The 22831-nt window shown below is 52.8% G+C and carries 23 protein-coding genes and 1 riboswitch; of the genes, 16 read left to right on the top strand and 7 right to left on the bottom strand.

Features of this window, described 5'->3' with window-relative positions:
* The first annotated feature begins 27 nt into the window (after nt 1-27).
* The 15 genes from ACH5Y9_RS15355 to cysG all read left to right on the top strand — a co-directional run bounded on the left by ACH5Y9_RS15355 (nt 28) and on the right by cysG (nt 13139).
* Complete coding sequence (locus ACH5Y9_RS15355) at nt 28-990, top strand: hypothetical protein (protein ID WP_445366713.1); 963 nt, start codon at nt 28-30, stop codon at nt 988-990.
* A gap of 80 nt (nt 991-1070) precedes the next feature.
* Nucleotides 1071-1200, top strand: a riboswitch (cobalamin riboswitch).
* An 89-nt stretch (nt 1201-1289) separates the two neighbouring features.
* A complete protein-coding gene (locus tag ACH5Y9_RS15350; RefSeq protein WP_081733726.1) occupies nt 1290-1466 on the top strand; it encodes a CbtB domain-containing protein in 177 nt (58 codons plus the stop codon).
* Nucleotide 1467: 1 nt separating this feature from the next.
* Nucleotides 1468-2115, top strand: coding sequence for a CbtA family protein (locus tag ACH5Y9_RS15345; RefSeq protein ID WP_445366712.1), 648 nt, complete (start codon nt 1468-1470; stop codon nt 2113-2115).
* Nucleotides 2116-2117: 2 nt separating this feature from the next.
* The gene (locus ACH5Y9_RS15340; RefSeq protein ID WP_445366711.1) at nt 2118-3416 is read left to right on the top strand and encodes a cobyrinate a,c-diamide synthase; all 1299 of its coding nucleotides are present in this window, start codon (nt 2118-2120) and stop codon (nt 3414-3416) included.
* Complete coding sequence (cobM, locus tag ACH5Y9_RS15335) at nt 3413-4213, top strand: precorrin-4 C(11)-methyltransferase (protein WP_445366710.1); 801 nt, start codon at nt 3413-3415, stop codon at nt 4211-4213. Before ACH5Y9_RS15340 ends, cobM begins: the two co-directional genes overlap by 4 nt.
* A 2-nt stretch (nt 4214-4215) precedes the next feature.
* Complete coding sequence (locus tag ACH5Y9_RS15330) at nt 4216-5037, top strand: sirohydrochlorin chelatase (RefSeq protein WP_020481835.1); 822 nt, start codon at nt 4216-4218, stop codon at nt 5035-5037.
* A gap of 6 nt (nt 5038-5043) precedes the next feature.
* Nucleotides 5044-5712: a precorrin-8X methylmutase gene (locus ACH5Y9_RS15325; protein ID WP_445366709.1), complete on the top strand. Its 669-nt coding sequence runs from the start codon at nt 5044-5046 to the stop codon at nt 5710-5712.
* A gap of 4 nt (nt 5713-5716) precedes the next feature.
* Nucleotides 5717-6820 carry a cobalt-precorrin-5B (C(1))-methyltransferase gene (locus tag ACH5Y9_RS15320; protein ID WP_415878329.1) on the top strand — a complete coding sequence of 368 codons (1104 nt, stop codon included), beginning with the start codon at nt 5717-5719 and terminating at the stop codon, nt 6818-6820.
* Nucleotides 6821-6822: 2 nt separating this feature from the next.
* Nucleotides 6823-8130, top strand: a complete 1308-nt coding sequence (locus tag ACH5Y9_RS15315; RefSeq protein ID WP_036275536.1) for a bifunctional cobalt-precorrin-7 (C(5))-methyltransferase/cobalt-precorrin-6B (C(15))-methyltransferase — start codon at nt 6823-6825, stop codon at nt 8128-8130.
* Nucleotides 8120-8896 (top strand): precorrin-2 C(20)-methyltransferase, encoded by a 777-nt coding sequence (cobI, locus tag ACH5Y9_RS15310; RefSeq protein WP_033158752.1) that lies wholly within the window; start codon nt 8120-8122, stop codon nt 8894-8896. The genes ACH5Y9_RS15315 and cobI overlap by 11 nt, the downstream gene beginning before the upstream one ends.
* A complete protein-coding gene (locus ACH5Y9_RS15305) occupies nt 8889-9626 on the top strand; it encodes a cobalamin biosynthesis central domain-containing protein (RefSeq protein WP_445366708.1) in 738 nt (245 codons plus the stop codon). Before cobI ends, ACH5Y9_RS15305 begins: the two co-directional genes overlap by 8 nt.
* A gap of 4 nt (nt 9627-9630) precedes the next feature.
* On the top strand, nt 9631-10023 hold the full coding sequence (locus tag ACH5Y9_RS15300; RefSeq protein WP_445366707.1) for a cobalamin biosynthesis protein: 393 nt from the start codon (nt 9631-9633) through the stop codon (nt 10021-10023).
* Nucleotides 10020-11381: a precorrin-3B C(17)-methyltransferase gene (cobJ, locus tag ACH5Y9_RS15295; protein ID WP_445366706.1), complete on the top strand. Its 1362-nt coding sequence runs from the start codon at nt 10020-10022 to the stop codon at nt 11379-11381. The genes ACH5Y9_RS15300 and cobJ overlap by 4 nt, the downstream gene beginning before the upstream one ends.
* Complete coding sequence (locus ACH5Y9_RS15290; RefSeq protein ID WP_445366705.1) at nt 11374-11733, top strand: (2Fe-2S) ferredoxin domain-containing protein; 360 nt, start codon at nt 11374-11376, stop codon at nt 11731-11733. The genes cobJ and ACH5Y9_RS15290 overlap by 8 nt, the downstream gene beginning before the upstream one ends.
* Nucleotides 11734-11750: 17 nt before the next feature.
* Nucleotides 11751-13139, top strand: a complete 1389-nt coding sequence (gene cysG / locus ACH5Y9_RS15285) for a siroheme synthase CysG (RefSeq protein WP_445366704.1) — start codon at nt 11751-11753, stop codon at nt 13137-13139.
* Nucleotides 13140-13292: 153 nt separating this feature from the next.
* Here cysG and ACH5Y9_RS15280 read toward each other — a convergent pair whose 3' ends face one another.
* From ACH5Y9_RS15280 to ACH5Y9_RS15265, 4 genes are all read right to left on the bottom strand, one after another.
* On the bottom strand, nt 13293-14951 hold the full coding sequence (locus tag ACH5Y9_RS15280) for an ATP-binding protein (RefSeq protein WP_445366703.1): 1659 nt from the start codon (nt 14949-14951) through the stop codon (nt 13293-13295).
* Between the two features lie 141 nt (nt 14952-15092).
* On the bottom strand, nt 15093-16856 hold the full coding sequence (locus tag ACH5Y9_RS15275) for a DUF4942 domain-containing protein (RefSeq protein ID WP_445366702.1): 1764 nt from the start codon (nt 16854-16856) through the stop codon (nt 15093-15095).
* A gap of 116 nt (nt 16857-16972) precedes the next feature.
* Nucleotides 16973-17473 (bottom strand): hypothetical protein, encoded by a 501-nt coding sequence (locus tag ACH5Y9_RS15270; RefSeq protein ID WP_445366701.1) that lies wholly within the window; start codon nt 17471-17473, stop codon nt 16973-16975.
* A gap of 161 nt (nt 17474-17634) precedes the next feature.
* Entirely contained in the window at nt 17635-18282 is a 648-nt protein-coding gene (locus ACH5Y9_RS15265) for a hypothetical protein (protein WP_445366700.1), read from the bottom strand.
* Nucleotides 18283-18448: 166 nt separating this feature from the next.
* Between ACH5Y9_RS15265 and ACH5Y9_RS15260 the strand changes: the two genes are divergently transcribed.
* Nucleotides 18449-18826 carry a hypothetical protein gene (locus ACH5Y9_RS15260; RefSeq protein ID WP_445366699.1) on the top strand — a complete coding sequence of 126 codons (378 nt, stop codon included), beginning with the start codon at nt 18449-18451 and terminating at the stop codon, nt 18824-18826.
* Here the strand turns inward: ACH5Y9_RS15260 and ACH5Y9_RS15255 are convergent.
* The 3 genes from ACH5Y9_RS15255 to ACH5Y9_RS15245 all read right to left on the bottom strand — a co-directional run bounded on the left by ACH5Y9_RS15255 (nt 18804) and on the right by ACH5Y9_RS15245 (nt 22773).
* The gene (locus tag ACH5Y9_RS15255) at nt 18804-19340 is read right to left on the bottom strand and encodes a hypothetical protein (RefSeq protein ID WP_445366698.1); all 537 of its coding nucleotides are present in this window, start codon (nt 19338-19340) and stop codon (nt 18804-18806) included. The genes ACH5Y9_RS15260 and ACH5Y9_RS15255 overlap by 23 nt on opposite strands.
* A gap of 350 nt (nt 19341-19690) precedes the next feature.
* The gene (locus ACH5Y9_RS15250) at nt 19691-21511 is read right to left on the bottom strand and encodes a VWA domain-containing protein (protein ID WP_445366697.1); all 1821 of its coding nucleotides are present in this window, start codon (nt 21509-21511) and stop codon (nt 19691-19693) included.
* A gap of 89 nt (nt 21512-21600) precedes the next feature.
* Complete coding sequence (locus ACH5Y9_RS15245) at nt 21601-22773, bottom strand: DUF3150 domain-containing protein (protein WP_445366696.1); 1173 nt, start codon at nt 22771-22773, stop codon at nt 21601-21603.
* Nucleotides 22774-22831: the final 58 nt, after the last annotated feature.

Here is a 22831-nt window from a genome sequence, read left to right as displayed (position 1 = left end):
TGGTTTATGCGCGAGGTAATTCAATGCTTGATCGATTGGTTGGATAGCGAGCCAAGCGATGAAAAAGGGCACCGCATATTGCGCGCGTTAGCCCAGGAATCGTTGAAGAAGTCAGAATTCGAAGAGTCGAAGCGCCGGTTCACGGCTGATGAAATCGTCGCCGCAGTCGGTGAATCTATAGGAATTTCCGATCCTAAAAAGTGGATCGATTGGCCGGGTTCGTTGAAGAAATATTGCGAAACCCGAGAGCCGCAAATCTTAGAGTTTGCTCGTAAACGTGGGTTGTCTTGTTATCCAAAACCTGACCGTAAAAGCACAAAGGGCGGTCCGGGACAACTCACGACGTTCTATATCAAGGCAGAACCGATACCGGAAATAACGGAAGAAGACCAAACGATTGACGGCGTCCTTGGCAGGAACAATGCAGCCGATTTGCAAGCCAGCTATCAAATGACTGAACTAGGTGAAGTCAAACCCAGTTGGATCGCGAGTCGGTTATTTCGGCGTGGACAAATCGAATTAAGACAATGGCATGTCTGGGTTATAGCGGGTTGGCTAGCAATCATAGCTGGGTTCTCGGTGTTAATTGCTTATGCTGGATGGCTATCGTTATCCGTACCCAGATCCGTGACAACGCAAGATTTGACATTACTGGTCAGTATTTTCGCGATTCCCTATGGTTCCTGGGTCACGATCATCAAGCCTTGGATATTATTGTTGGATGATCGAATCGTCGTAGCTCATGAACTGTTTACAAATTTTCATGAACAGTCTGCCCAGTTCGAACTGCTACGAGACGGGGATTTAAGAGTAATTCGGTTAGTTCGGTATTCGGCGGCATGTCCCATTTGTGGCGCCACTATTTATCTCGAAAAAGGCGAGCCGGATTACAGACGAAGATTGGTGGGGCGTTGTTATGAAAGCCCGAGAGAGCATGTGTTTAGTTTTGATAGAATCACTCGTTGCGGGCGATTACTGGTTGATCGATAACTTGTCGAGAGGAACTGCTGCCGCACAGTTTATTCTTATTTCAATACATTTCATTTGCCCTACGACTAGCTGCGGCATACAATCGCCGCTGGTTTTAAGGTTCCCGTCATTCACGGGTGAAACTGGAAGTCGGTTAAATGCCGACGCTGCCCCCGCAACGGTAGGTGATTCGTCACGAGCCCGGAGACAGGCCTAAAACGGATACACCACAGTATTGCGGAGGGCGATCTGTCAAATCGGTTTTTTTTGGTTTGTCTTTCCCTCTGTTATTCCGTCCACCTTATTCGGAACAGACAACCATGAAAACACTCGCGGTATCTACCACCCTTTCTTCCTCAAAAATCCTGCCCGGCCTGAGTGCTATTGTTTTGGGCCTGACCGTCGTTTTAGGTTTGGGTTTCTTGCAGGACGCCAACAACTACCTGCATAACGCCGCCCACGACGGACGCCATAGCGCTGCGTTTCCCTGCCATTAACATGGCGGATTTTCGTAGGCTGATCGCCATCTCGCTACTGGCGGGACTATTGGGCGGCTTGTTACTCAGCGTGCTACAACACTATCAAACCTTGCCCTTGATTTTGGCCGCCGAACAATTCGAAACACCATCGGCTGAGCATGTGCATGACTGGCAACCGACGGACGGCTGGCAACGCAATGGCTTTACTTTGCTGTTCAATGGCCTGACCGGCTTCGGCTTTGCCTTGTTGATCAGTGCCGCCCTGTACTGGCGGGATCAACGCGGTTACCTGTGCGGACTCGGCTGGGGTTTGGCCGGTTATTGGGTATTTTTTGTCGCGCCATCATTGGGCTTGCCGCCGGAGTTGCCCGGCACCGACAGCGCCGAATTGCACAGTCGCCAAGCGTGGTGGCTTTTTACGGCCGCCGCTACCGCGATTGGCTTGTTTGGTCTTTTTTTGACCAAACAGCGCTGGCTGCAAATCGGCGGCGCTGGCTTACTGGCCTTACCGCATCTGATCGGCGCACCGCATCCGGAGGTTGCCCAGGCTTTAGCGCCCGAAGCCTTACAACAACATTTTGTGGTGTTAACATCCATCAACAACGCTATTTTCTGGCTGACCTTAGGCGCCATATCGGGCCGATTGTTGCGTAAAGTAACGTTTTAGTGATGAATGCTACTGCAACACGCCATTGCCCGGCGATATTGATCAGCGCCCCTGCCTCCGGGCAAGGCAAAACCACCATTACTGCGGCTTTGGCCTATTACCATCGCCAGCAAAACCGCAAGGTACGCGTGTTCAAAACCGGCCCGGATTTTATCGATCCGAAAATATTGAGCTTTGCTTGCGAACAACCGGTTTATCAGCTGGATTTATGGATGATGGGCGAAGCGCATTGCCGTGAGATGCTTTATAACGCCGCCGCCGACGCTGACATCGTCTTGATTGAAGGTGTCATGGGCTTGTTCGACGGCGATAGCAGCAGCGCCGATTTGGCACAAACACTAGACGTGCCTGTGGCCGTTGTCATCGATGCGGGCGGCATGGCACAAACTTTTGCCGCTGTGGCTTATGGCTTAGCCCATTACAGAGCCAACTTGCCGTTTGCCGGCGTCATCGCCAACAAAGTAGGCAGTCCGGGTCATGCTAAATTGCTGGAAGAAGCCTTGCCGGACAGCATGCCGCTACTGGCGGCGATGGCGAAAGACGACGCGGTCGGCTTACCTTCGCGGCATCTGGGTTTGTTGCAGGCCGACGAAATCGGCGATCTCGATCTTCGCCTGGCGCGAGCCGCCGAATTGCTCAGCAGCCTTGCGCCGTGCCGATTGCCGCAGCCGGTCGCCTTCGCGCCGATTACTACCGATCCGCCGCCGAAATTGCTGACTGGTAAGCGTATCGCGGTAGCTCGCGATGCCGCATTTTCGTTTATCTATCAAGCAAATCTGGATTGTTTGCAAGCCATGGGCGCTGAACTGACGTTTTTCTCGCCGCTCGCAGACCAGGCATTACCCAAGGCAGACAGTATCTACCTGCCCGGCGGTTACCCGGAACTACATCTCCAAACATTGGCCGACAATGTCGCCATGAAACAAGCCTTGCAGCAACATCATCAAGCCGGTAAACCGATTTACGCCGAATGCGGCGGTTTTTTATATTTGCTGGAACGTTTGGCCGATAAAGACGGCAATGCGGCAGCGATGGCAGGATTACTACCCGCTAGCGCGCAGATGCAAAAACGGCTGGTCAATCTTGGCATGCACAGCGTGCAGTTGGAACAAGGTGAAATTCGCGGGCATAGCTTTCATCACTCGCAACTGGAAACCACACTGCAGCCGTTCACCGAATCGAAGCCCCAACGCAATCGTCGCCGTAACGAAAACTTTTATCAGCTGGGTTCGTTGCAAGCGTCTTATCTGCACACCTACTTTCCGTTCAACCCCCAGGTCGCGGCTGGATTTTTTCTATGAGCATTCAACCTAAAGTGTGGTTTGTCGGCGCAGGTCCGGGTGACCCCGATCTAATCACCGTCAAAGGCCGCGACTTAATCGCCAAAGCGGATGCCATTTTGTTCGCAGGCTCGCTGGTACAGGCCGCAGCGACGCAATGGGCCCCAAGCGCTTGCGTGATCAAAGATTCCAAAGACATGACTTTGGAGCAGATTACCAACTGGCTAACCGAACAAGCCGGTCCTGGCAAAACCGTCATTCGCCTGCAAACCGGCGACCCTGGCTTGTATGGCGCATTAATCGAAATGGTGCAACCGCTGGATGCGGCCAATATTGCCGTCGAAGTAGTGCCGGGCGTCTCGTCGGCATTCGCCGCGATGGCTTGCGCGGTGGAAAGCCTGACCTTGCCCGAAGTCACGCAAACCGTGATTTTAACCCGTGTTGAAGGCCGCACGCCGATGCCGGACGGTGAATCCTTGCAAGAACTGGCCAGCCATCACACCACGCTGTGCCTGTTTTTATCGATCACCTTGTTGCCCTTGATCGAGCGCGAATTAAAAGCCGCCAACTGGGCTGATGATTCCCCGGTATTGGTGGTTCATAAGGCCAGCTGGCCGGGTGAACAACAGATTATTCGCGGCACCCTGGCTGATATTCGCGAACGCTGCCGGGCCGCCAAAATCAACAGTCAGGCCATGATCGTCATCAGCCCCGCCTTGGGCGCGCGGCACTGGCCATCGTTAAAAAAATCCAAACTTTATGATGCCGGTTTTACCCATCGTTTTCGCCGCGCCGAGCGGCCTCAGCCTAAGGAATAAGCATGACAACCACAGTTCTCTTGGTCGGCCACGGTTCGCGCAATCAGGCCGGCAATGATGAAATTCGCGAATTTCAACAACAATGGCAGGCGCAACACCCTGACTGGCGCATTGAGTTGTGCTATATCGAACTCGCCGAGGTGCTGTTGGAAGAAGGATTGAGCCGCGCCGCGCAAGGATCTAGCCGCGTGATAGTCGTGCCGCTGATCATCAGCGCCGCCGGGCATGTGAAGATGGAAATTCCCGAGCATATCGAGGAGGCCCGCGAAAATTTTCCGGCGGTCGAATTCATCTACGCGCCGCATCTAGGAAGCAACGAAACCTTGCTGGCCATTCTGCAAAAACAGCTCAAAACGGCACTCAAATCTTTGGCCATGCCAGACCCGAAAACTACCGGCGTGATCATTTTAGGCCGCGGCTCCTCCGACAAAGTCGCCAACGGCGAACTAGCAAAACTGGGGCGTTGGCTGTTTGAAGCTACCGAGCATGAACTCGTCGACATTGCCTTCACCGGTATTACCCATCCGCGTTTGGAAACCGCTGTGCAACGTCAAGTACGACTGGGCATGACGCAGATTGCGATTTTGCCCTATTACCTGTTTACCGGCTTGCTGATCGAGCGCATCGGCAAACAAATCGAACGCTTGCAAAGCCAATATCCGCAGATTGTCTTCGGTGCCGGTACGTATTTTGGTTTTGATCCGGCCATTTTTAAATTGCTGGATCAACGGGTTACCGAAGCCTGGGACCCGCTCGCGCCGAAAATGCTGGAATGCGACGGCTGTCAGTATCGCGAGCAAGCCGAACATCACCACCATCATTGATTAGCCATGAGCCACAACATTCAAACCGAACAACTGACCCAGGCTGGGCAACAAATCGAACACGATTCCTTTGCCATCGTCGACCGCGAAGTCGGCGAGCACCATTATTCCGATGGGCAATGGCAAGTGGTGCGTCGCATGATCCACGCCACTGCGGATTTTGAATTCAATGGCCTGACCGAGTTTTCCGCGCATGCAATCGAAGATGGTATTCAAGCCATTTTAAATGGTGCGCCTATCGTTGCCGACGTGGAAATGATTTGCGTCGGCTTATCGCAGCCGCGCCTGGCGCATTTTGGCATCAGCGCCCGCCAGTTCATCGCCGATGCGGATGTCATAGCCGCCGCCAAACAGGTCAATAGTACCCGCGCGGTACAAGCCATGCGTAAAGCGCAGCGCCTTGGTTTAATCGCCGGCGGTATCGTCTCAGTTGGCAACGCACCGACCGCGCTGTTGGAAGTGTTGCGGATGATCAAAGAAGAAGGCGTCAAGCCGGCACTGATCGTCGGGATGCCAGTCGGTTTTGTCTCTGCAGCGGAATCCAAGGATTTACTCGCCGAATTAGCCGATGTGCCATGGATCATCACCCGTGGACGTAAGGGCGGCTCGACATTGGTCGTCGCGGCGATTCATGCCTTGTTGAGCTTGGCGGAAACCCGGCAGAAAAACGGCTGATAACATGGCAATGCCGGAACGCAAACCCAAAGGTACCCGCAAGGGTTACACCACCGGCGCCTGTTCGGCGGCAGCTGCACGGGCGGCAGTGCAGGGTTTGCTGAATGGGCACGTGCCGGACACTATCGACTGCGTGCTGCCCAATGGGCAAGACGTGGCATTCAAAGTCGAAGAAAGCTTCGTACAGAACGACCGAGCACATGCTGTCATCGAAAAAGACGCCGGCGACGATCCGGACTGCACCCATCGCGCTCGGCTGACGGCGGATGTGATGTGGATAGAACAACCGGACACTATCGTATTGCAAGGCGGCGCGGGCATAGGCCTGATCACTCGGCCCGGTTTGGGGCTGGCGGTCGGCGGTCCGGCCATCAATCCGGTTCCGCGCAAAAATATCGAGGATAACATCCGTCTGATCGCCGCCGAAGCGCTAAAAACCCGAGGTCTACAGGTAACGATCTCGGTGCCGGGCGGCGAAGAGATGGCGAAAAAAACCCTGAATTATCGTTTGGGCATTATCGGCGGTATTTCGATTCTAGGTACGACCGGAATCGTGCATCCGTATTCCACGGCGGCGTTTCGGGCTAGCGTGGTGCAAGGCGTGGAAGTTGCGGCCAATCAGGGGCAGGCTAGCGTGGTGCTGACCACCGGCGGCCGCACCGAGAAATTCGTGATGCGCGAATTGCCCGACCTGGATGAAAGCTGTTTCGTGCAAATGGGTGACTTTCTGACACCGGCACTGGACACCGCCGCTCGTTGCGGCATTCAAAACATCATCATTGGCGGTATGGTCGGCAAGCTGACCAAAATGGCTCAGGGTGAAACCATTACGCATGCCGGTCGCGCCCCAGTCGATGTGGAACTGGTGGCCGACATTGCCCGCAGCATCGGAGCGCCGGACGATGTATGCGACGCCATCGCCGCCCAGGAAACCGCTCGTTACGCCTCCGAATGCATGGCCGAGCTGGGATTGGAATACGAATTTCATGTCGAACTGGCCAACCGAGTCATCGCCACCTTGGAAAACCGTTATCCCGGCGGTTTTCACATCAGTGTTCTGGTGTGCGATTTCGATGGCAACAAACTGGCCGAAGCCGGCAGGAATTAATCATGCAAGCGATGTGCAGTTTTATCGGCGTACTAGACAACGGCGTCGCCAGCCTGAGCCAGGAGGCCTTGCAGGCATTGCGCGAAGCAAAGCATGTTATCGCCGGCAGCCGTCTGCTGGCAACGCTGGCTAAAGACATTACTCAGGCCAGACACTACGACTTAACCGGGCAACTCAAACAAGTGCCGGACTGGATCAATGTCGCGTTGGCGCAAAATGAAGCAGTAGCTGTACTAGCGACTGGTGATCCCTTGTGCCACGGCATCGCCGGTTTCCTGGCCGGCAAGCTGGAGTCCAGAAGGGTACGCATCTTGCCCAATCTAAGTACGATACAACTAGCCTTTGCCGAGTTGAAATTATCTTGGCAAACCGCCGCTATCGTTTCGATCCACAGCAAGGATGCCGGTGAATGGCTGGGCGGGGCCACGCCGGAGCATGGCTTGTACGAATTAGCTCAGCGCTGCCGCCAACACGATTTGCTGGCGATATTGACCAGCCCGGACAACACCCCAGCACGTATCGCCCGCTTATTGCAAATCGAAGGCTTGGCCGATGCGTTCGAAATGGCGATTGCTGAAGCTCTAAAGCAGCCGCAACAGCGAATCAACGCCTGGCTGAGTATCGCGGAGGTCGCTCAAAGCCGTTATCTCGATCCCAACGTCGTCATTCTAAAACGCAAAACGGCTTTGTCCGCACCGGTATTGTTTGGCGTCAGCGACGACAGCTTTCAGCAGCGCAAGCCGGAAAAAGGCCTGATCACTAAACGCGAAGTGCGTGCGGTATCGTTGGCGAGGATGCAATTGGCGCGTCGAAGTATTGTCTGGGACATCGGCGCCGGCTCCGGATCGGTGGGTTTGGAGGCGGCGCGGCTGTGTTCGGAGGGTCATGTCTTTGCCATCGAAAAAAACGCCGATGACATGGCTAATGTCGAACAGAATCAGGCTGCCTGGGGTATCAGCAATTACAGCTTAGTGCATGGCAAGGCGCCGCAATTTCTCGACACCTGGCCCGATCCGGATGCAGTATTCATCGGCGGTTCCGGTGGCGAATTGGCGGAATTGATAGCCTTGTGTTTAGGGCGTTTGCGCCCGGCGGGTTGGCTGGTGATGAACTTCGTCACGCTGGAAAACCTGTCCACCGCCGTCGATACCCTGAAACAACTCGGCGCAGACTGGGACGTCTGTCAGATTCAAGCCTCGCGTAGTAGCCCGATTCTCAATATGCATCGCATGCAGGCCGAAAATCCAGTGTGGATCGTATCTGCCACCCATTCTTTACAGCCCATATTATTCGGTCACGATGAACACTAAACTCGGCACACTCTACGGCGTCTCACTCGGCCCCGGCGACCCTGGCTTGATTACCCGCCGTGCCTGGGACTTACTATCGGGGTCCCGGCACTGGACCTATCCGGTACGCAAGAAAAATAGCGACAGTTATGCCTTGAATATAGCCTTGCGCGCCGGCCTGAAACTGCCTGTCGAACATAGCGAGCTGCATTTTCCGATGACTCACGATGCCGAGATTCTGGCCCGTTACTGGCTGGCAGCAGCACAAACCGTGTTGGCACTATTACAACGCGGCGAGGATGTGTTGTTTCTGGTGGAGGGCGACGCCTCGACCTATTCCACTTTCGGCCATTTGCAACGCAGCGTGCGTGCTTTGCAAGCCGATGTCACCGTGGAAGTCGTGCCGGGGGTGTCGTCGTTTCATGCCGCTGCGGCGCGTAGTGGCGAACCGCTGGCTGATGTTGATGACACTATCGCCATCATCCCCGCCGGATACGGCATTGATCAGATTGAACGCCTGCTCGAGGATTTCGACACCTTGGTGCTGCTTAAGGTCAAACCTTTGCTGGACGATGTAATCGATTTGCTGCGCCGCCGTGATTTGCTCGGTCAAGGCTGGTTTATCGAAAAAGCCGGGGCGCCGGAAGAACGCATGGTGCACGACATCGCCAGCCTCGAGGGGCAAAAGGTCAATTATCTGTCGTTACTTATCATCAAAAACCCAGGCCGTCAGCGCAGCGAAATGCAGCGCGGTTGCCGCAAGAAAAAGGACTCAATCGATGAATGAAGTGCGTGTCGCCCTGGTGGCGATTACCAAACACGGCGCCGGGATTGCCACTCGCCTGGCACCACAACTCCCCGAAGCGGAGGTGGTGGTATCGGAGAAGCAATCCGAACATTTGGGTGATTTTGCCAATCCGCGTTGCGTGTATCAGGGGGCGTTGAGCGCGCACATCGGCGAGTTGTTCGCAGCCTACGACCAAATTATTTTTCTGGTGTCGCTGGGTGCGGTGGTACGGCTGATTGCGCCGCATCTTAAATCCAAGGATGTGGATCCCGGTGTGCTGGTGATCGACGATGCCGCCGAATTCGTAATTCCGGTGCTATCCGGCCATGTCGGCGGTGCCAATGCTTATGCCGAAAAGGTCGCCGCGTTGCTAAATGCCACGCCGGTGCTGACCACCGCATCGGATGTGGGTAAAACCATTCCGGTGGACATTTTGGGCCGCGAACTGGGCTGGCAAGTGGAAGCCCCTAAGATCAACATCACGCGTGTGTCGGCGGACGTGGTCAATCAACTGCCGATTGCCTTCGTGCAAGAAGCCGGTAGTTCAAATTGGTGGACGCGCCCATCGCCGTTACCGGCCAATATTCATCTGTTCCAGCGCTTCGAGGACGTCAACACCGAACAATACCGGTCGATTCTATGGGTCACACACCGGGCAATCGATCCGGCTGTTTGGCAACAACTGGCTGAGCGATTGGTGGTGTATCGGCCGCCCAGGGATCAAGCGTAAGCTTATGAAAGTCATGATTGGCATGGGTTGCGACCGCAATGCCAGCCTGGATACCTTGCGGCAAGCCTTGGCCCAGGCCTTGTGGCGTTGCGGGCTCGATGTATCTACGGTAGCCGGCTTGGCCAGCATCGACAAAAAAAATGATGAAGCAGCCTTGTTACAACTGGCCCAAATATTCGATTGGCCGTTGTATTTTTACCCGGCTGAAACACTGGCCAGCATCCCGGTACCGAATCCATCCGAGGTCGTCATGAAATACATGGGTACCCCGGCGGTGGCGGAAGCGGCCGCTTTGAAAGCCGCCAATGCCGAGTTGTCGGATTTACTGGTCGAGAAACATAAATATTGCGGTGTGGACGGCAAGAACGCCACCGTTTCGATAGCGAGAATTAAATGACAAAAGCAGGCAAAATTTTACTGGTGGGTATCGGCCCCGGCGCGCATGAGCACATGACTGCTCGCGCTCGCCAAGCGATTGCGGAAGCGGATGTGGTGATTGGTTACAGCACTTACATCAAACTGGTGCAAGACTTGCTCGATGGCAAGGAAGTCATCAAAAAAGGCATGACCGAAGAACTGGATCGTAGTATCGAAGCGTATGAACATGCCAAGCAGGGCAAGATCGTCGCTATGGTGTCGTCCGGCGACATCGGCGTTTACGGCATGGCCGGACCCACTTATGAACTGCTGCTGGACAGTGGCTGGACGCCGGATGATCCGATTCAAGTGGAAGTGGTGCCCGGTAGTACCGCATTGTCGAGTTGCGCATCCCTGGTCGGGGCGCCGCTGACCCATGATTTTTGTTCGATCTCGTTGTCCGACTTGTTGACGCCTTGGCCGGTGATCGCCCGCCGCCTGGAAAGCGCGGCGCGCGGGGATTTCGTGGTGGCCTTGTATAACCCGAAAAGCGGTCGCCGCACGCAGCATATCGTCGAAGCGAAAACTATATTGCTGCGTCATCGTAGCCCGGACACGCCGGTTGCCATCGTTAAATCCGGTTATCGTGCTCGGCAACACATTCAGCTGGTTCGCTTGGAGGAGATGGCCGATTGCGATATTGGTATGTTGACCACGGTCTTGGTTGGCAACAGCAGCACCTTCGTCCGTGCAGGGTTGATGGTGACGCCACGCGGCTATGCCAACAAATATGACGCCATGACCGGCGAAACCCGAGCAGGCGAACAGGCGGGGCGTTCGCTGAGCATGGGCCTGGAGGGCTGGAAAGCTTGTGTGCGGCAATATTTGCGCGACACACCCAAGGCGACTCTGCTACAGGCGGCGGAATACTTCGCCCAGCCGTTGTCGGAGATACTCGATGCTGTCAGTCAAGCCACACCGGACGATCCTGCCGGCATCTTCAGCGCGCAACGGGCAATCCCGGACAGCCATGATCGTTTGCTGGAATCATTCCAGACTTGGGGCAAATTACGCGCCGTGGTGCGCAGCGAAGCGGGTGCCGTGGCGGAATTGTTGATTAACGCCGCTGATTTGCAAAGCAAAAACGGCTGGGTGAGTATCGTCAACGACGCCTTTCATTTGCACATCGACTGGCGCAAAACGCAGCAGATTTGGTTTGTCAGCCGTGATGATCAAGCCTATGGCATTCAGGTACTCGATCAACACGGCGACGCCTTATTCAACTTATGGTTAGTCGCTGACGAAGCAGGCTTCGACAGCACAGCCCTACAACATTACCGCGATGACCGAGCGCAATTTAGCGCCCCAACTGTTCTGGAACCTACCCACCATGACTGATAACACGACACCTATGCCAGAAAAACCCAAAATGGGTGACTACAAACGCCACTTGCTGGTGTGTACCGGTCCTCGCTGCACCGAAAATGGCGAAGCGCAGGCCTTATTCGAAACCCTGGGCGAGAAGTTTAAAGCAGCCGGTATCGACAAAGGCGAACTCAGGGTTAAGCGCACCCGCACCCACTGTTTTGCCACCTGCAAATCCGGCCCCATCCTATGCGTGCAACCCGATGGTATCTGGTATTACAACGTCAATGAAACCAATTTACAGCGCATCATTGATGAGCATTTGGTGGGCGGTCGACCTGTCGAAGCGCTGATTTATCATCAAAGTACTTGCTCGGTTCCATAGCAGTAAAACAAAGCGTTATGGATTATTTTCCTCTTTTCTTAAAAGTTAAAGACCAAACGTGTTTAGTGGTAGGCGCTGGCGAAATTGCGGCGCGAAAAATTGAATTACTGCTCCGGGCTGGAGCTAACATCGTCGTTGTTGCTATGGAAATTGGTGGCGCGGTAGCCGCTATGCAACAGTCAAATCAAATCGTTATCCGTCAAAAAGCATTTACACATGAGGATATAGACGGCATGGGACTCGTGGTTTCCGCTACCAATTGCCGCTCCACGAATGTAGATATCTCCAAGTTGGCGAATCAGCGGAAAATCCCCGTTAATGTGGTTGATGATCCGGCGTTATGTTCCTTTATATTCCCGGCCATTATTGATCGTTCGCCCCTACTTGTCGCCATATCCTCAAGTGGTGTATCTCCCGTATTAACGCGACTTTTACGGGCTAGGGTGGAAAGTGCCATTCCGGCATCGTTTGGCCTGTTGGTGCAATTGGCTGAAAAATTCAAATTATTGGTCAAACAACGCATTCCACAACCGAGTCTGCGTAGAGTTTTCTGGGAAAAGATTTTACAAGGGCCAGTGGCTGAATTAGTTTTTGTAGGCAAGCAGAACGAAGCGGAAGAACTGCTGCGGTCGCAACTGCAGCAGGCTGACCCTACAGCAAATCGGGGTGAAGTGTATTTAATAGGTGCCGGTCCTGGCGATCCCGATTTATTAACGTTTAAAGCCTTGCGTCTGCTGCAGCAGGCAGACGTTATTGTTTATGACAGGCTGGTTTCTATAGAAGTGCTCGATATGGCCCGACGAGACGCCGAGAAAATCTATGTCGGCAAACAGAGGGATAACCATAGCCTACCGCAGGAGTCGATTAATCAACTGTTAATTGATTTAGCCCTGGCCGGCAAACGGGTAGCCCGATTAAAGGGGGGCGATCCTTTTATCTTTGGTCGTGGGGGTGAAGAAATCGAGTCCTTTATACAACTAGGGATCAGCTTTCAGGTTGTGCCTGGCATTACTGCAGCGGCAGGCTGTGCCAGCTATGCGGGCATTCCGCTGACCCATCGCGATCATGCTCAATCCTGCACATTTGTCACCGGCCACTTAAAAGACGGCAGTATCAATCTCGACTGGCAGCAATTATCTCGTCCCAATCAAACCATTGTGATTTATATGGGACTGGCTGGAGTGGCAACCATCTGCCGATCGCTGATCGAGTACGGTTGTCCGGCCAATCACCCCATTGCCGTCATTCAGGAAGGTACAACCCGAAACCAGCGGGTTTTAACCGGAACACTAGCGGATATGCCCAGTCGTGTGGAACAGGCCGAGATGACGCCGCCGACACTGATTATTGTCGGTACGGTAGTTACACTCCATCAACAATTGGACTGGTTTCAGCGTTCGGACTAATTCACAAGCGGAGGTTAGCATTACTCGAAACTGGGGCGTCCATGTAAGGTTCCTTATCACTATTCATGAATGGAACTTTAGCGTGATTTCATTTGCGGTGATGAAAACGAGCGCATTATCCGGCTGGATAATGCGCTCGTATATAAAAGAGACTTAGCTACCTATATCAGCTACAAGTGTTTGCGCTTGAACGGATTGAGCCGCTGGATATGCTATCACCGAAGCCGGTTTGCCTTGCTGATCCAACTCCACCACGAAGGTTTTGCCGTACAGCGCAGGACAGCCGCAAAAATCCGGTAACAAGCGTTGCATAGCATTAGCTGGATCGCTGGCGGTATTGGCCACCACAAAAGCAACGAAAGCATCCGAATCGCTTTCAAAGGTCGATTCCTGAAATTCATCGTATTCGCTTCTGAAGCTGGCCATTTGTTGCAACACCTGAGCCGAGCTTTCGCCTCTGGGCACAATGATGTCATCAGCGTTTTCCTGGCCTTGGTAGCAAGCCTTATCCGTGATCTCAACAACATCCTGTCCAAGCCGGATTCGGTAAGCCTCGCAAAAACGCACGAAGACCCAACACCAATCACCTTGGAATTGAGCCTGATGGGTTTCATTGACCGTTTCAATCACCAGTTCTTCATCATTGAGATGCCGAACCAGTGAATGAAGCCAATGCCCATTATCCAGCGAGCCTTGGTACAGCAAATAATCCCGGCTCCAGGCAAACAAATAACGCCCAGCGCCGTCTACTTTGATGTCATCGTCAATTGAGACGATACCGCGAGCCATAATTTCTACACGGGTCATGGCTTTATCCGGCCGCTGCTCAAAGCTATCAAAAACTTCGGTATCACAAACCGGATAAGCGATGATTTCGCGTAAAGCCTCAGGCGGCACTACTGGCACATCATTGAGTAACTTCAAAAGCTCCCAATGCCGCAGCATTTCATAAAACCCCACAAACGCTTCGGCAGTCAGACTGGCTTTCATCTGGATAAACTGCTGTTCGATGGTTTGAGCCAGAACCGCTTTAACACGTTTGATCACATCAGCTTCATCGACCAATTTGTCACGATCCGGCAAGCGGGCGTGAAAACGAGAAGAGTCCAGATGAATGATATGGCGATGCGATGTGTAGCTATGCGAAGAATAAATGGGCAAACCTTGCAGATAAATATCGAACTCATATTGCGCCCCATTGGGTTGGTCCATGCCATGCAGATAAATCTCGCCAATCTCGCTGTCAACAAAGGTCAATCCGCAATCCAGCGCGCATGAGCGTTCAAGTAATTGATCGTTGAACAGCACTGGAATGGGAAAGCCGCGCACCAAGCGTTTCAGCGTCGTGGCAATTTGACCCATCTCCAACGCTACATCGTGCAAGGTAATGCTAGTGATGCCGTTCCAGTCGTGAACTGGCGTGATCACCACCGGCTTAAATTCCAGAATGTGGTCGGTTTCGACATCGATCGAGCCGCTTTTGCTGATGACGCTGATGTGCCGACAGGCAAACAGAGCCGATAGAAAGCCAATTCCGAACGGATGCTCGTGGGCTACCAAGTCAGCGTCCCAGCCGGATTCGGCGACTGTCAGTAGTGTGGCAATCGAGTCGATGCCGCAGCCATCATCCACAACCTGTAGCGTTTTGGTTTCAGGACAAAAGTTAATCACCACCATGGCCGCATGGGCCCTGCGAGCATTTTGGATTAGCTCGCCCAGAACCGTGGTTTTGTTGGTGAAGCTGAAGCGTAGACTTTTAACCAAATTGGCTTGGTTGACTTTCATCGCGACTTCGTTGGTTTGTGTGTTCATGTATTATCTCCGGGTATAAAAAAGCCCCGAGGACATGAAACAGACTAACCCCTTGGGGAGAGTCGTTCATCTCCCCGAGGCAGGTGATACTGGTTAGACCAGTGGTTATGTAAAAGTAATGCTAAAGGTTTTGCGCCCTGGCTATGAAGCTAAAGCCAAATGGCTATCAGGCAGACCATCCCAATCCAATTGCCGGACACCGTTTTGATCGCTATCCAACAAGCTATCTGGATCAATGCCATGATTCACCAATATAGTGCTCATGGCTTGGGTCAGCATGGCGTGACCATGTTCCCGTTCCGATTCGCCGCCGTATTTGATCGCCCAAAAAGGATCAAAGTGATAATGTCGGCCAACCCCCTTACCGTGTTTACTGACTTCGGTCCGGAAGGCCTTATCGAGTTTTTCCGCTTGGTCGAACTGCTGCCAAAAACCGGTTCCTGCTTTGGTTTCCGCCGGCGGGAGCCAACGGCGATGATTGCCAACCAGACGATTCATTCGATCAATCAGGGATTTATTGCTGGGGAAGAAATGAATCGTGCCCACGCCCGGATAGTAGCGAACATCAAAATAGCTGCCGCTAATCCGTTGCCCGGAACGCAGGGCATGGAAGTGATTTCGGAAAATCGATTCCAGCCCCACAGCAACTTCATACTTGCCATCCAACATCGCAAACACTTTGTCAAAATCCGCCAGCATTCGTCGGGACTCCCACGACAAATCGTTTTGATACGATTCGGTGGCATGACCTGGAATGACAAAGCGGGTGGTTTTGATGCGCATGCCCAGCGTGCGATGTTTATCATTGGATTTCCAGCCCATGAAAAATACCGTGTTGTCACTGTGGTAGCGGGTGATTAAGTCGAACACATCGCAGACCATACTCAGCTGAATATCACCTTGCTGATCAATGATGCCCTGTAAAAATCCGTAGATATTAGGTACGGTGAATTCCAGTGACTTAATCGTCTCGAAATCCGACTCCAGCCGTTTTTGCGCCGCCGACGACAACCGCGAGGTGACTTGCGTGGAACGCAAAATACCGGACCAGGCACGATCTTTCAGATCGCTGTAATCGGTATAAAGCTGATTCTTCACCCAATCCAGCGTGGTATGCGTGGATTTGACCACCGCATCGCCATTCAATTCACCGAGCGATTGCCCCAGCATCTTGCGATAACGCATGGCGCGCGCTTCACTAAATGCCGATTGCCGGGCCGCTTCGACCGCGGCATTGAACATCAGCACCGCATTGTCGATATAGGCATTGGCTAACGCCAGTTCATGGATCGGCTGGCAATCGCCAACCAGGCTCTCGGCGCTAGCTTGATCGCGACGTAAGTCGTCAAGTATGTTGCCTAAGAGCTCCTCTTCGAACGTTGAGGTTTTCTTCAGCCAGACCAGTGCGATTTCCACATTGGATTTGCGCTCAACATCCTGGCTAGCAAACATCTCCGACAAGTATTCCACTTCGCCAAACTGCTCAATCAGTCGGACCAAATGCTTTCTTTCCTTGGAAAACGAGTTTTTCAAAGTTTCGGCATTGAGGATTGCAACGATCTCACCGTCGAATAAAATCTCCCAAGCCTTCAGCACATGTTGTGCGCCGTCGGCAAACGGTGGATTCATCAACACATGGGAGTACAGACTACCGCTTTTGAACTGCATAAAATCCATACCCACCACCGAATAGCCCAGCGTACGCAAGATCGGGTGTTTGCTCATATCGATTTCAATGCAATCGACCGGAATTTTCTGCCAGTGATTGAAAGGACGAGGTTTTAATAAATGACCTTCACCTGCAGAAGGTTCCAATACACGAACGAACTGCCGGTTTTTGAAGGTTTCCCAGGCCTTGATACTCAAAGCTTCAGGCGTTGGATAATACTGATAATTGTCTATCATGGTGATCTCCGATGAGACCCCTGACGATAGATTCAACCCTGGCGGGATAGAATCATCCCGCAGGGGTATATTGAAAAAACTCGGCTTAACCGAGTGTCAAAAATGAAAACGGCGCGTCAGATCAACGCGAACCGCTTACCTTGAATGAAGTCCTGATACTGCCGGGCTTCATTTTTTGCTTTGAATCGGGCATGTACGCTGCCGTCGATCCAGATTTCCCAAGGCAAGCGTTTAAGCTCGCCTCTGACCAGTTCCACCGTGCCAACCCGAAAGTCGTCGTGTTGGTAAAGCACCTGGCGGGGACTGTCGACACGGACTATGCAGTGATCCAGTAATGCCGGACCGCCGATATCACCGGGTTCGATCAGTAATGGCACTTTGATCGTGCCGGTCGAGCGACCGATCCAGCCGATGACATCGTGTTCATCGTGCCAGGACTGGCCGGTTTGGGTATCTCCGTAATAAAGCCGGATTTTGCGCCGGCTTTGGCGAAGCTGTTCCAACAGATCGACTACTGGCTCCGGTGTATCAGCGTGATAACAGGTGCCCGATGGCAAACGCTGATATTGGATGCAATGACCCGTGCCGAAGGTGTGTTCAAAAATGTGTGGGTTCATGATGTTGTCCTCAATGAAAAACGGAAACATCACGCATCCCCAGCGGGAATTGGATATTCCCGCGTGGGTGGAAAAAATGAGCGCCGAATCGAGTGACTTGGCTAACCCAGGCTTTTACAAATTGCGCTTAAACACCTCGCACATTTTTCAGGATTGGATTTCTAGCGCTGTTTTCCCAAGGCTTGTAAGGCCACAGGAATCAACTGATTCAAATTGTCCCAATCGATACTGCCGCCTTTGGCTTCGCCTTGTTGATAGGCTTCAACCAATCCCCGGCAAACTCGCATGGCCGCTTGTTCCTGCTTCAATTGCCTTACCGAATAATCCGGCTCCGGCAGTTGTTCAACGGCCACGCATTCCCATACCAAGCTTTCTTCGCCAGACTCAAGGTATTCATCCGACAATAACGGTATGGCGGCGGTGTCATCCCAAATGGTGGCGTCATTGAATGCCTGTTCGGCAATCTGTTGTGCCGATTCGGGACACTCCGCGGTTATGCCTACCGACACGCGATGGACATAGTCGATCTCGTAGGACACTACGAATAGTCGATTCATGCCTTCCGGCGTGGCATTGGCTAAGGCTGGTTCTTGGACTGGCGAGTCGGATTCCGCCGATTCACCCTCGATCAATGCGCTTTCATAAGGCTCGATCTCCTTGTTACAGTCCGGGCAGCGATCGTTACAGCCGCAATCCCAACCATCCTCCCATTCGGTTTTGCAGTAAGGGCAGCGGTACTGATTCAAATACCGAACACCTTCAATTTCAGAATGCGAATGGCTAACGCCATTTTCTAGTGTTGATGACATGGTCATTGCCTCCAAAAAATCGCAGGAACGACCACCCGGCAGGATGAGGTTCCCGCAGGGTTAAAAACGCTGATCAAAGCTGAAAATTGGCTCATACAGCGGGGTTGAATTCGCGTAAAAATCGGTATATGGTGGCTAAAACTCATTAAAAAGCAGAGAAACAGCCATGATTGACGATATTTTGCGCATTTTTGATTTCCTCAGTCCTAAGCAGACCGAGGAGCCGTATCCAAGTCGAAAACCGATGGCGATTCCGGTCGACGAACCACTAAAAGTCATTCGACATTGCCAACAAATTTTCCAAAAATTGGATGTTTTGGAAGCCGACGTGCTCAAGCGGGTTGATAATCCTGAACAAGCCTGGCCGTTTCTAAATAAGATTCGACAAATTCGCCGGGAAACCCAGAACGATTTGTTGTCGTTATTGCCCGAAGGCAGCTGGGTATTTGCTGATGAATCGAATCAACACGAGCTTCCAGTTCGCCGTATCAATACGGCAACCGGAACCACGTTGCGGGTATTCAATGGCGGGCTTGCTGACTAGCCGGTAATGCATTGGCATTACCTTTCAGCGCTTCCCGCAATTGAAAAACCTGTTGAGCGGTTTTGGTGGTTTTGTCATTCACCAAGCCTGATTCGCCCACTTTTTTAGACCGCCGACGGGGTTTAGCCTCGGTTTCCGCCGAGATAATCGTCGGTTTGATTTTCAATAGCTCCCGCTCCAATTTGGCGATTTCAATATCCGCCTCGTAGAGTTTGATCGTTTTCTGTTTGGCTTGATATTGAAGTTCCAAGCGTTCCAAATCGCGATTGGTTTCACGATTGCGACTCTGGATTTCCTGACGTACCGAATCGGACATGGCCACCCAATCCATCTCATGACGGATTTGAGGCATGATGACCGGTAGCCGGTGTCGTGCCAAACGCTGCGCACGATACCGGTTAAACGTTTGAGTTACGTATTTCAACTCATTCAACAATTGCAATGCTGTTGCCCAAATCACCCGCAAGGCGAGGATAAACATAGCCAGTAGGATGATGCCGAAAATAAAGTTCATTGAAGTTCTCCTTTGAAAATTTAAGAAAACACTTCGAATGAACAGCGCCCAGTCGGGCGATGGTCGCCCGAAGTGGGATGAATTGCAGACAATTCGCCAGGGCAAACTGCGATTAACATCGGGCTTAACGCACCCGACACGATCACGGCTTAACGTGCTCGCCGTCTAAAGACGGAACGCCGACCGAAGTCGGATTCAGCATTCTTTGAAAAGAACGCATGAAATGTCTGTTTGTCGAATGGGCTCCAGGAAGTGAGTGCATTCGACAAACTGCGTTTGCAATCAGCTACCCATAGCCACAATCGCTCAGGTGAAGACCTAAGGATTGGGCTACGGATAATTGACTGGGGTTAGGCCGCCAACAACACCGATTTCGAGAGTTCAAACAATTGCGCTCTCAGCTCTGATAGATCGTTAATGGTGATCGCAATCGGAAATAGATGACTGACATCCAATCCCAATCCCACGCCCACCGTTTCAATACCGCTATCGCGGCAGCGCTGCAAAATATCCAGCGTGCTCAAGGAATCGTTGGGTTGGCCATCGGTCATTACCATCAATACCTTGCGAGGCTCCCGGCAACGCAATAGCGACGCGGCACCAAACCAAATCGCTTCAGTCATCGGCGTACTGCCGGTAGCCGCCAGCGAGAAGGCGCCTGTTCGGGCATTCACGCGTTGGCCATGCTCCAGTAATCGAAACACCGAATCATCCTGGTGCCCTGGAAACGCAGTGACGCCTGGGTTGACCCCCGAAATACCTTCAAAGGCCAACGCCAGTGCCAAAGTAGCCTCCAGCGCAATTGGCATACGCGATCCAATGGGCTGACCTTGGCTGTCCGATACCTGATAGCCCATGCTTTCGGATTTATCGAGTAACAGATGAATCGCCGTATTCGGTGCCGATTTGGCCTGTTTGCGCTGAAACACCTTGGTTTCGCCTAACGGCAAGCGGTGTAAGCGCTTGCCATCCATCCGCCGCCCACGACAAGCGTGTTGCGAGCGGTTGAGAGTTTGCGATTGCACCAGGCCTTGTAAAGCGGACCGGATTTTTCCCGATTCGCTTTGCACCTTACGCAGCAAAAATGCACCGGACCGCTCGTCCATGGGCGGCTCGTTGCCACTCGGCATTAGCAGTTCCGACACGTTTTCAGCGGCTAACGACAACACCGATTTCAGGGATTCGAACATATCCTGGTCGATGTCACTGTCAGCAGCGGACAATAAGGTCTGTAAGACACCCATTGGATCGGTAATTTCAGTTGACTCTTCATCATCACCTTGAGGATTGGATGAAGAATTGTCTGCCTGCGCACTGGGTTCAACGTCAGGATTTTCCGGATTGGAATCATCGTTACCACCGGATTCTGAAGACTGTTCGTCGTCATTATCGGCAGGTAAACGTTGATCGTGTTCCATATCATCCTCGGAATCCGAGCCGTTCGAACCGTTCAAATCTGCTGATACAGCGGCCTGATCCGTATCATCCGGTTCAGGCGGTGTGTCCTCATCTGCCGCTGGCTGTGCCTGATTGCGCTGCCGTTGTTGCTCGAACTCCTGCTCAATCATGGTCAGGATGCGATCGGTCAACTTCAGACAATCACTCTCCGATTGCAAGCCCTCCGGCACTTCTGACAACAAGCCCTTTAGCCGGGTCACCGCACCTTTAGGAAACTTTGCCTTGAGTGCTGTTTCCGTTTGCTCGACCAAGGGATGTAAGGCCGCTTGTCCAAGTACACGAGCCCGCAGGCTTTTCAATACAAAACCGTAGAGTACGTTGGCCGGATGGTCGCTTTCACTAGCCGACACAAAGCCGCCACTTGCAATCATTTTGTCAATGACCGTTCGTATCGTCAGCCGTGTCCCCGGAAAGTCCTTGGCCAGTTCGTGCTCAATGCGGACATCTTCAATTGCACCGCATAACCGCCGGCGTAAGACCGAATTCCCGTAATGTAACGTAAAATCCGAATAACGAATATGCGCCGCTTCATGGGCTAAAAGCCCCCAGGCGACATTCTGATAATCGGGATCATCACCCTCATAAGCCGGCAGTTGAATCGATTGGCCATCGGTATAGGCTTGATCACCACCGACGCTGACTTTGATGCCAAAGCGATTGCCAATGGCCGCCGCGACGATGGGGAATGCGTTGTGTAAGGTTCTATTTTTCATGATGTGCTCCAAAAGTTGGGGGCAAACCACGGCCCCAAAGGGACATGAATTTGCCCCAGTGGGTGAATAGTTAAATGGCGTCAGATCATTCAGAACCAGTAGTCCTGGTCAGAATGCTCCACAGCATCCTCATCATCGCCATCAGCAGTGACTGCTACCAAATCGGATTGATCATCCGGTTGGATGTCTTCATCAGAATCATTAGTAGCAGCATCGGCTTGGCTTTTATCTAGCAAGACCCCAAGCGCCCAGTCCTCCGATACCGATTCAGGTTCGATTTCATCATCAAAGATGCCGTCAAACAGATCGGCAAAATCGTGGTTGTCTGGAACGGTTTCAGCGAATACAGGTGTTGGTGTCGCTGGTGGCTCTGGCTCCGCGTGTTCGATGACTTCATCATCATCAACGACGGGTGGTTGAGCCGCTAATAGTCCTTCACCGTGCCGCCGGGTTTTATCCGGATCGGATAACAGCATCGCCGTGGCCAGAATCTCCTGCAAAATGCTGCCTTCAATGGCACCTTTGTTGGGAATTCTCGCCAGTAGGTCGTCAATGGTGCTGACGACCGGCGCGACCCGATGATCCAGAAAACCCAAACCATCGAGTTTGTCGCGCATGCGGCGAATCGGCCGTAACGCGTTTCGCGTCACTTGCTCCTTGCCCAGCAACGATTGCTCGATGAGTTGATTGGCTTCCACGGAAATTTCGTAGAACATCTGCTCACTGAGTGAACTGATTTTGCTGTCCAGACGCGCGACATCCGCCGGCGGCAAGCGATCGGGCAAACCGACACTGACCACCAGAAAATCAAACGACAATCGCGTCGAGACAAACTCCACCGAATCCACCGCTTGCTCGATGATGCCGGCAAACTCCGGATGACGAACCACCCAGTCTGTCACCGCCGCATCGTAACCGGCAATAAACTCGGTTTTAGCCGCTGCAAAATCCAGCGCAATGCGCTCGAGTTCCGCAGTAATACTGGCGGCCGATTCAACCGGTACGGCAAAGCCACCCAGAAAGCGGGTGCCGACGCGTAAACAAATGCGTTCGGCTTCCTTCTTCAGGCGGTTGAATACCGTCAACTGATCCGGATCGAGCAAACGTTTGGAACCCAGGCTGGCTAAATCCTCAGGCGGCAATTTGCTGCCGTCGGCCAGCACCAGGTCTTCTTTTTTCAGTTTCTTGCGGGCACCGTAGATATTGGCTTCGACTTTCACCAAGACCACGCGATCTAAGATCACTTGCGTTTCATGCGACATGGGAACCTCCTAAAGAAAAGAGGCACACCCGTCCCGCTGGGGCTGATGTGCCCCTTAG

Source organism: Methylomonas sp. BW4-1, assembly GCF_052474385.1.
The sequence above is the reverse complement of the archived record's forward strand: the minus strand, read 5'-3'. Positions and strand labels throughout refer to the sequence as shown.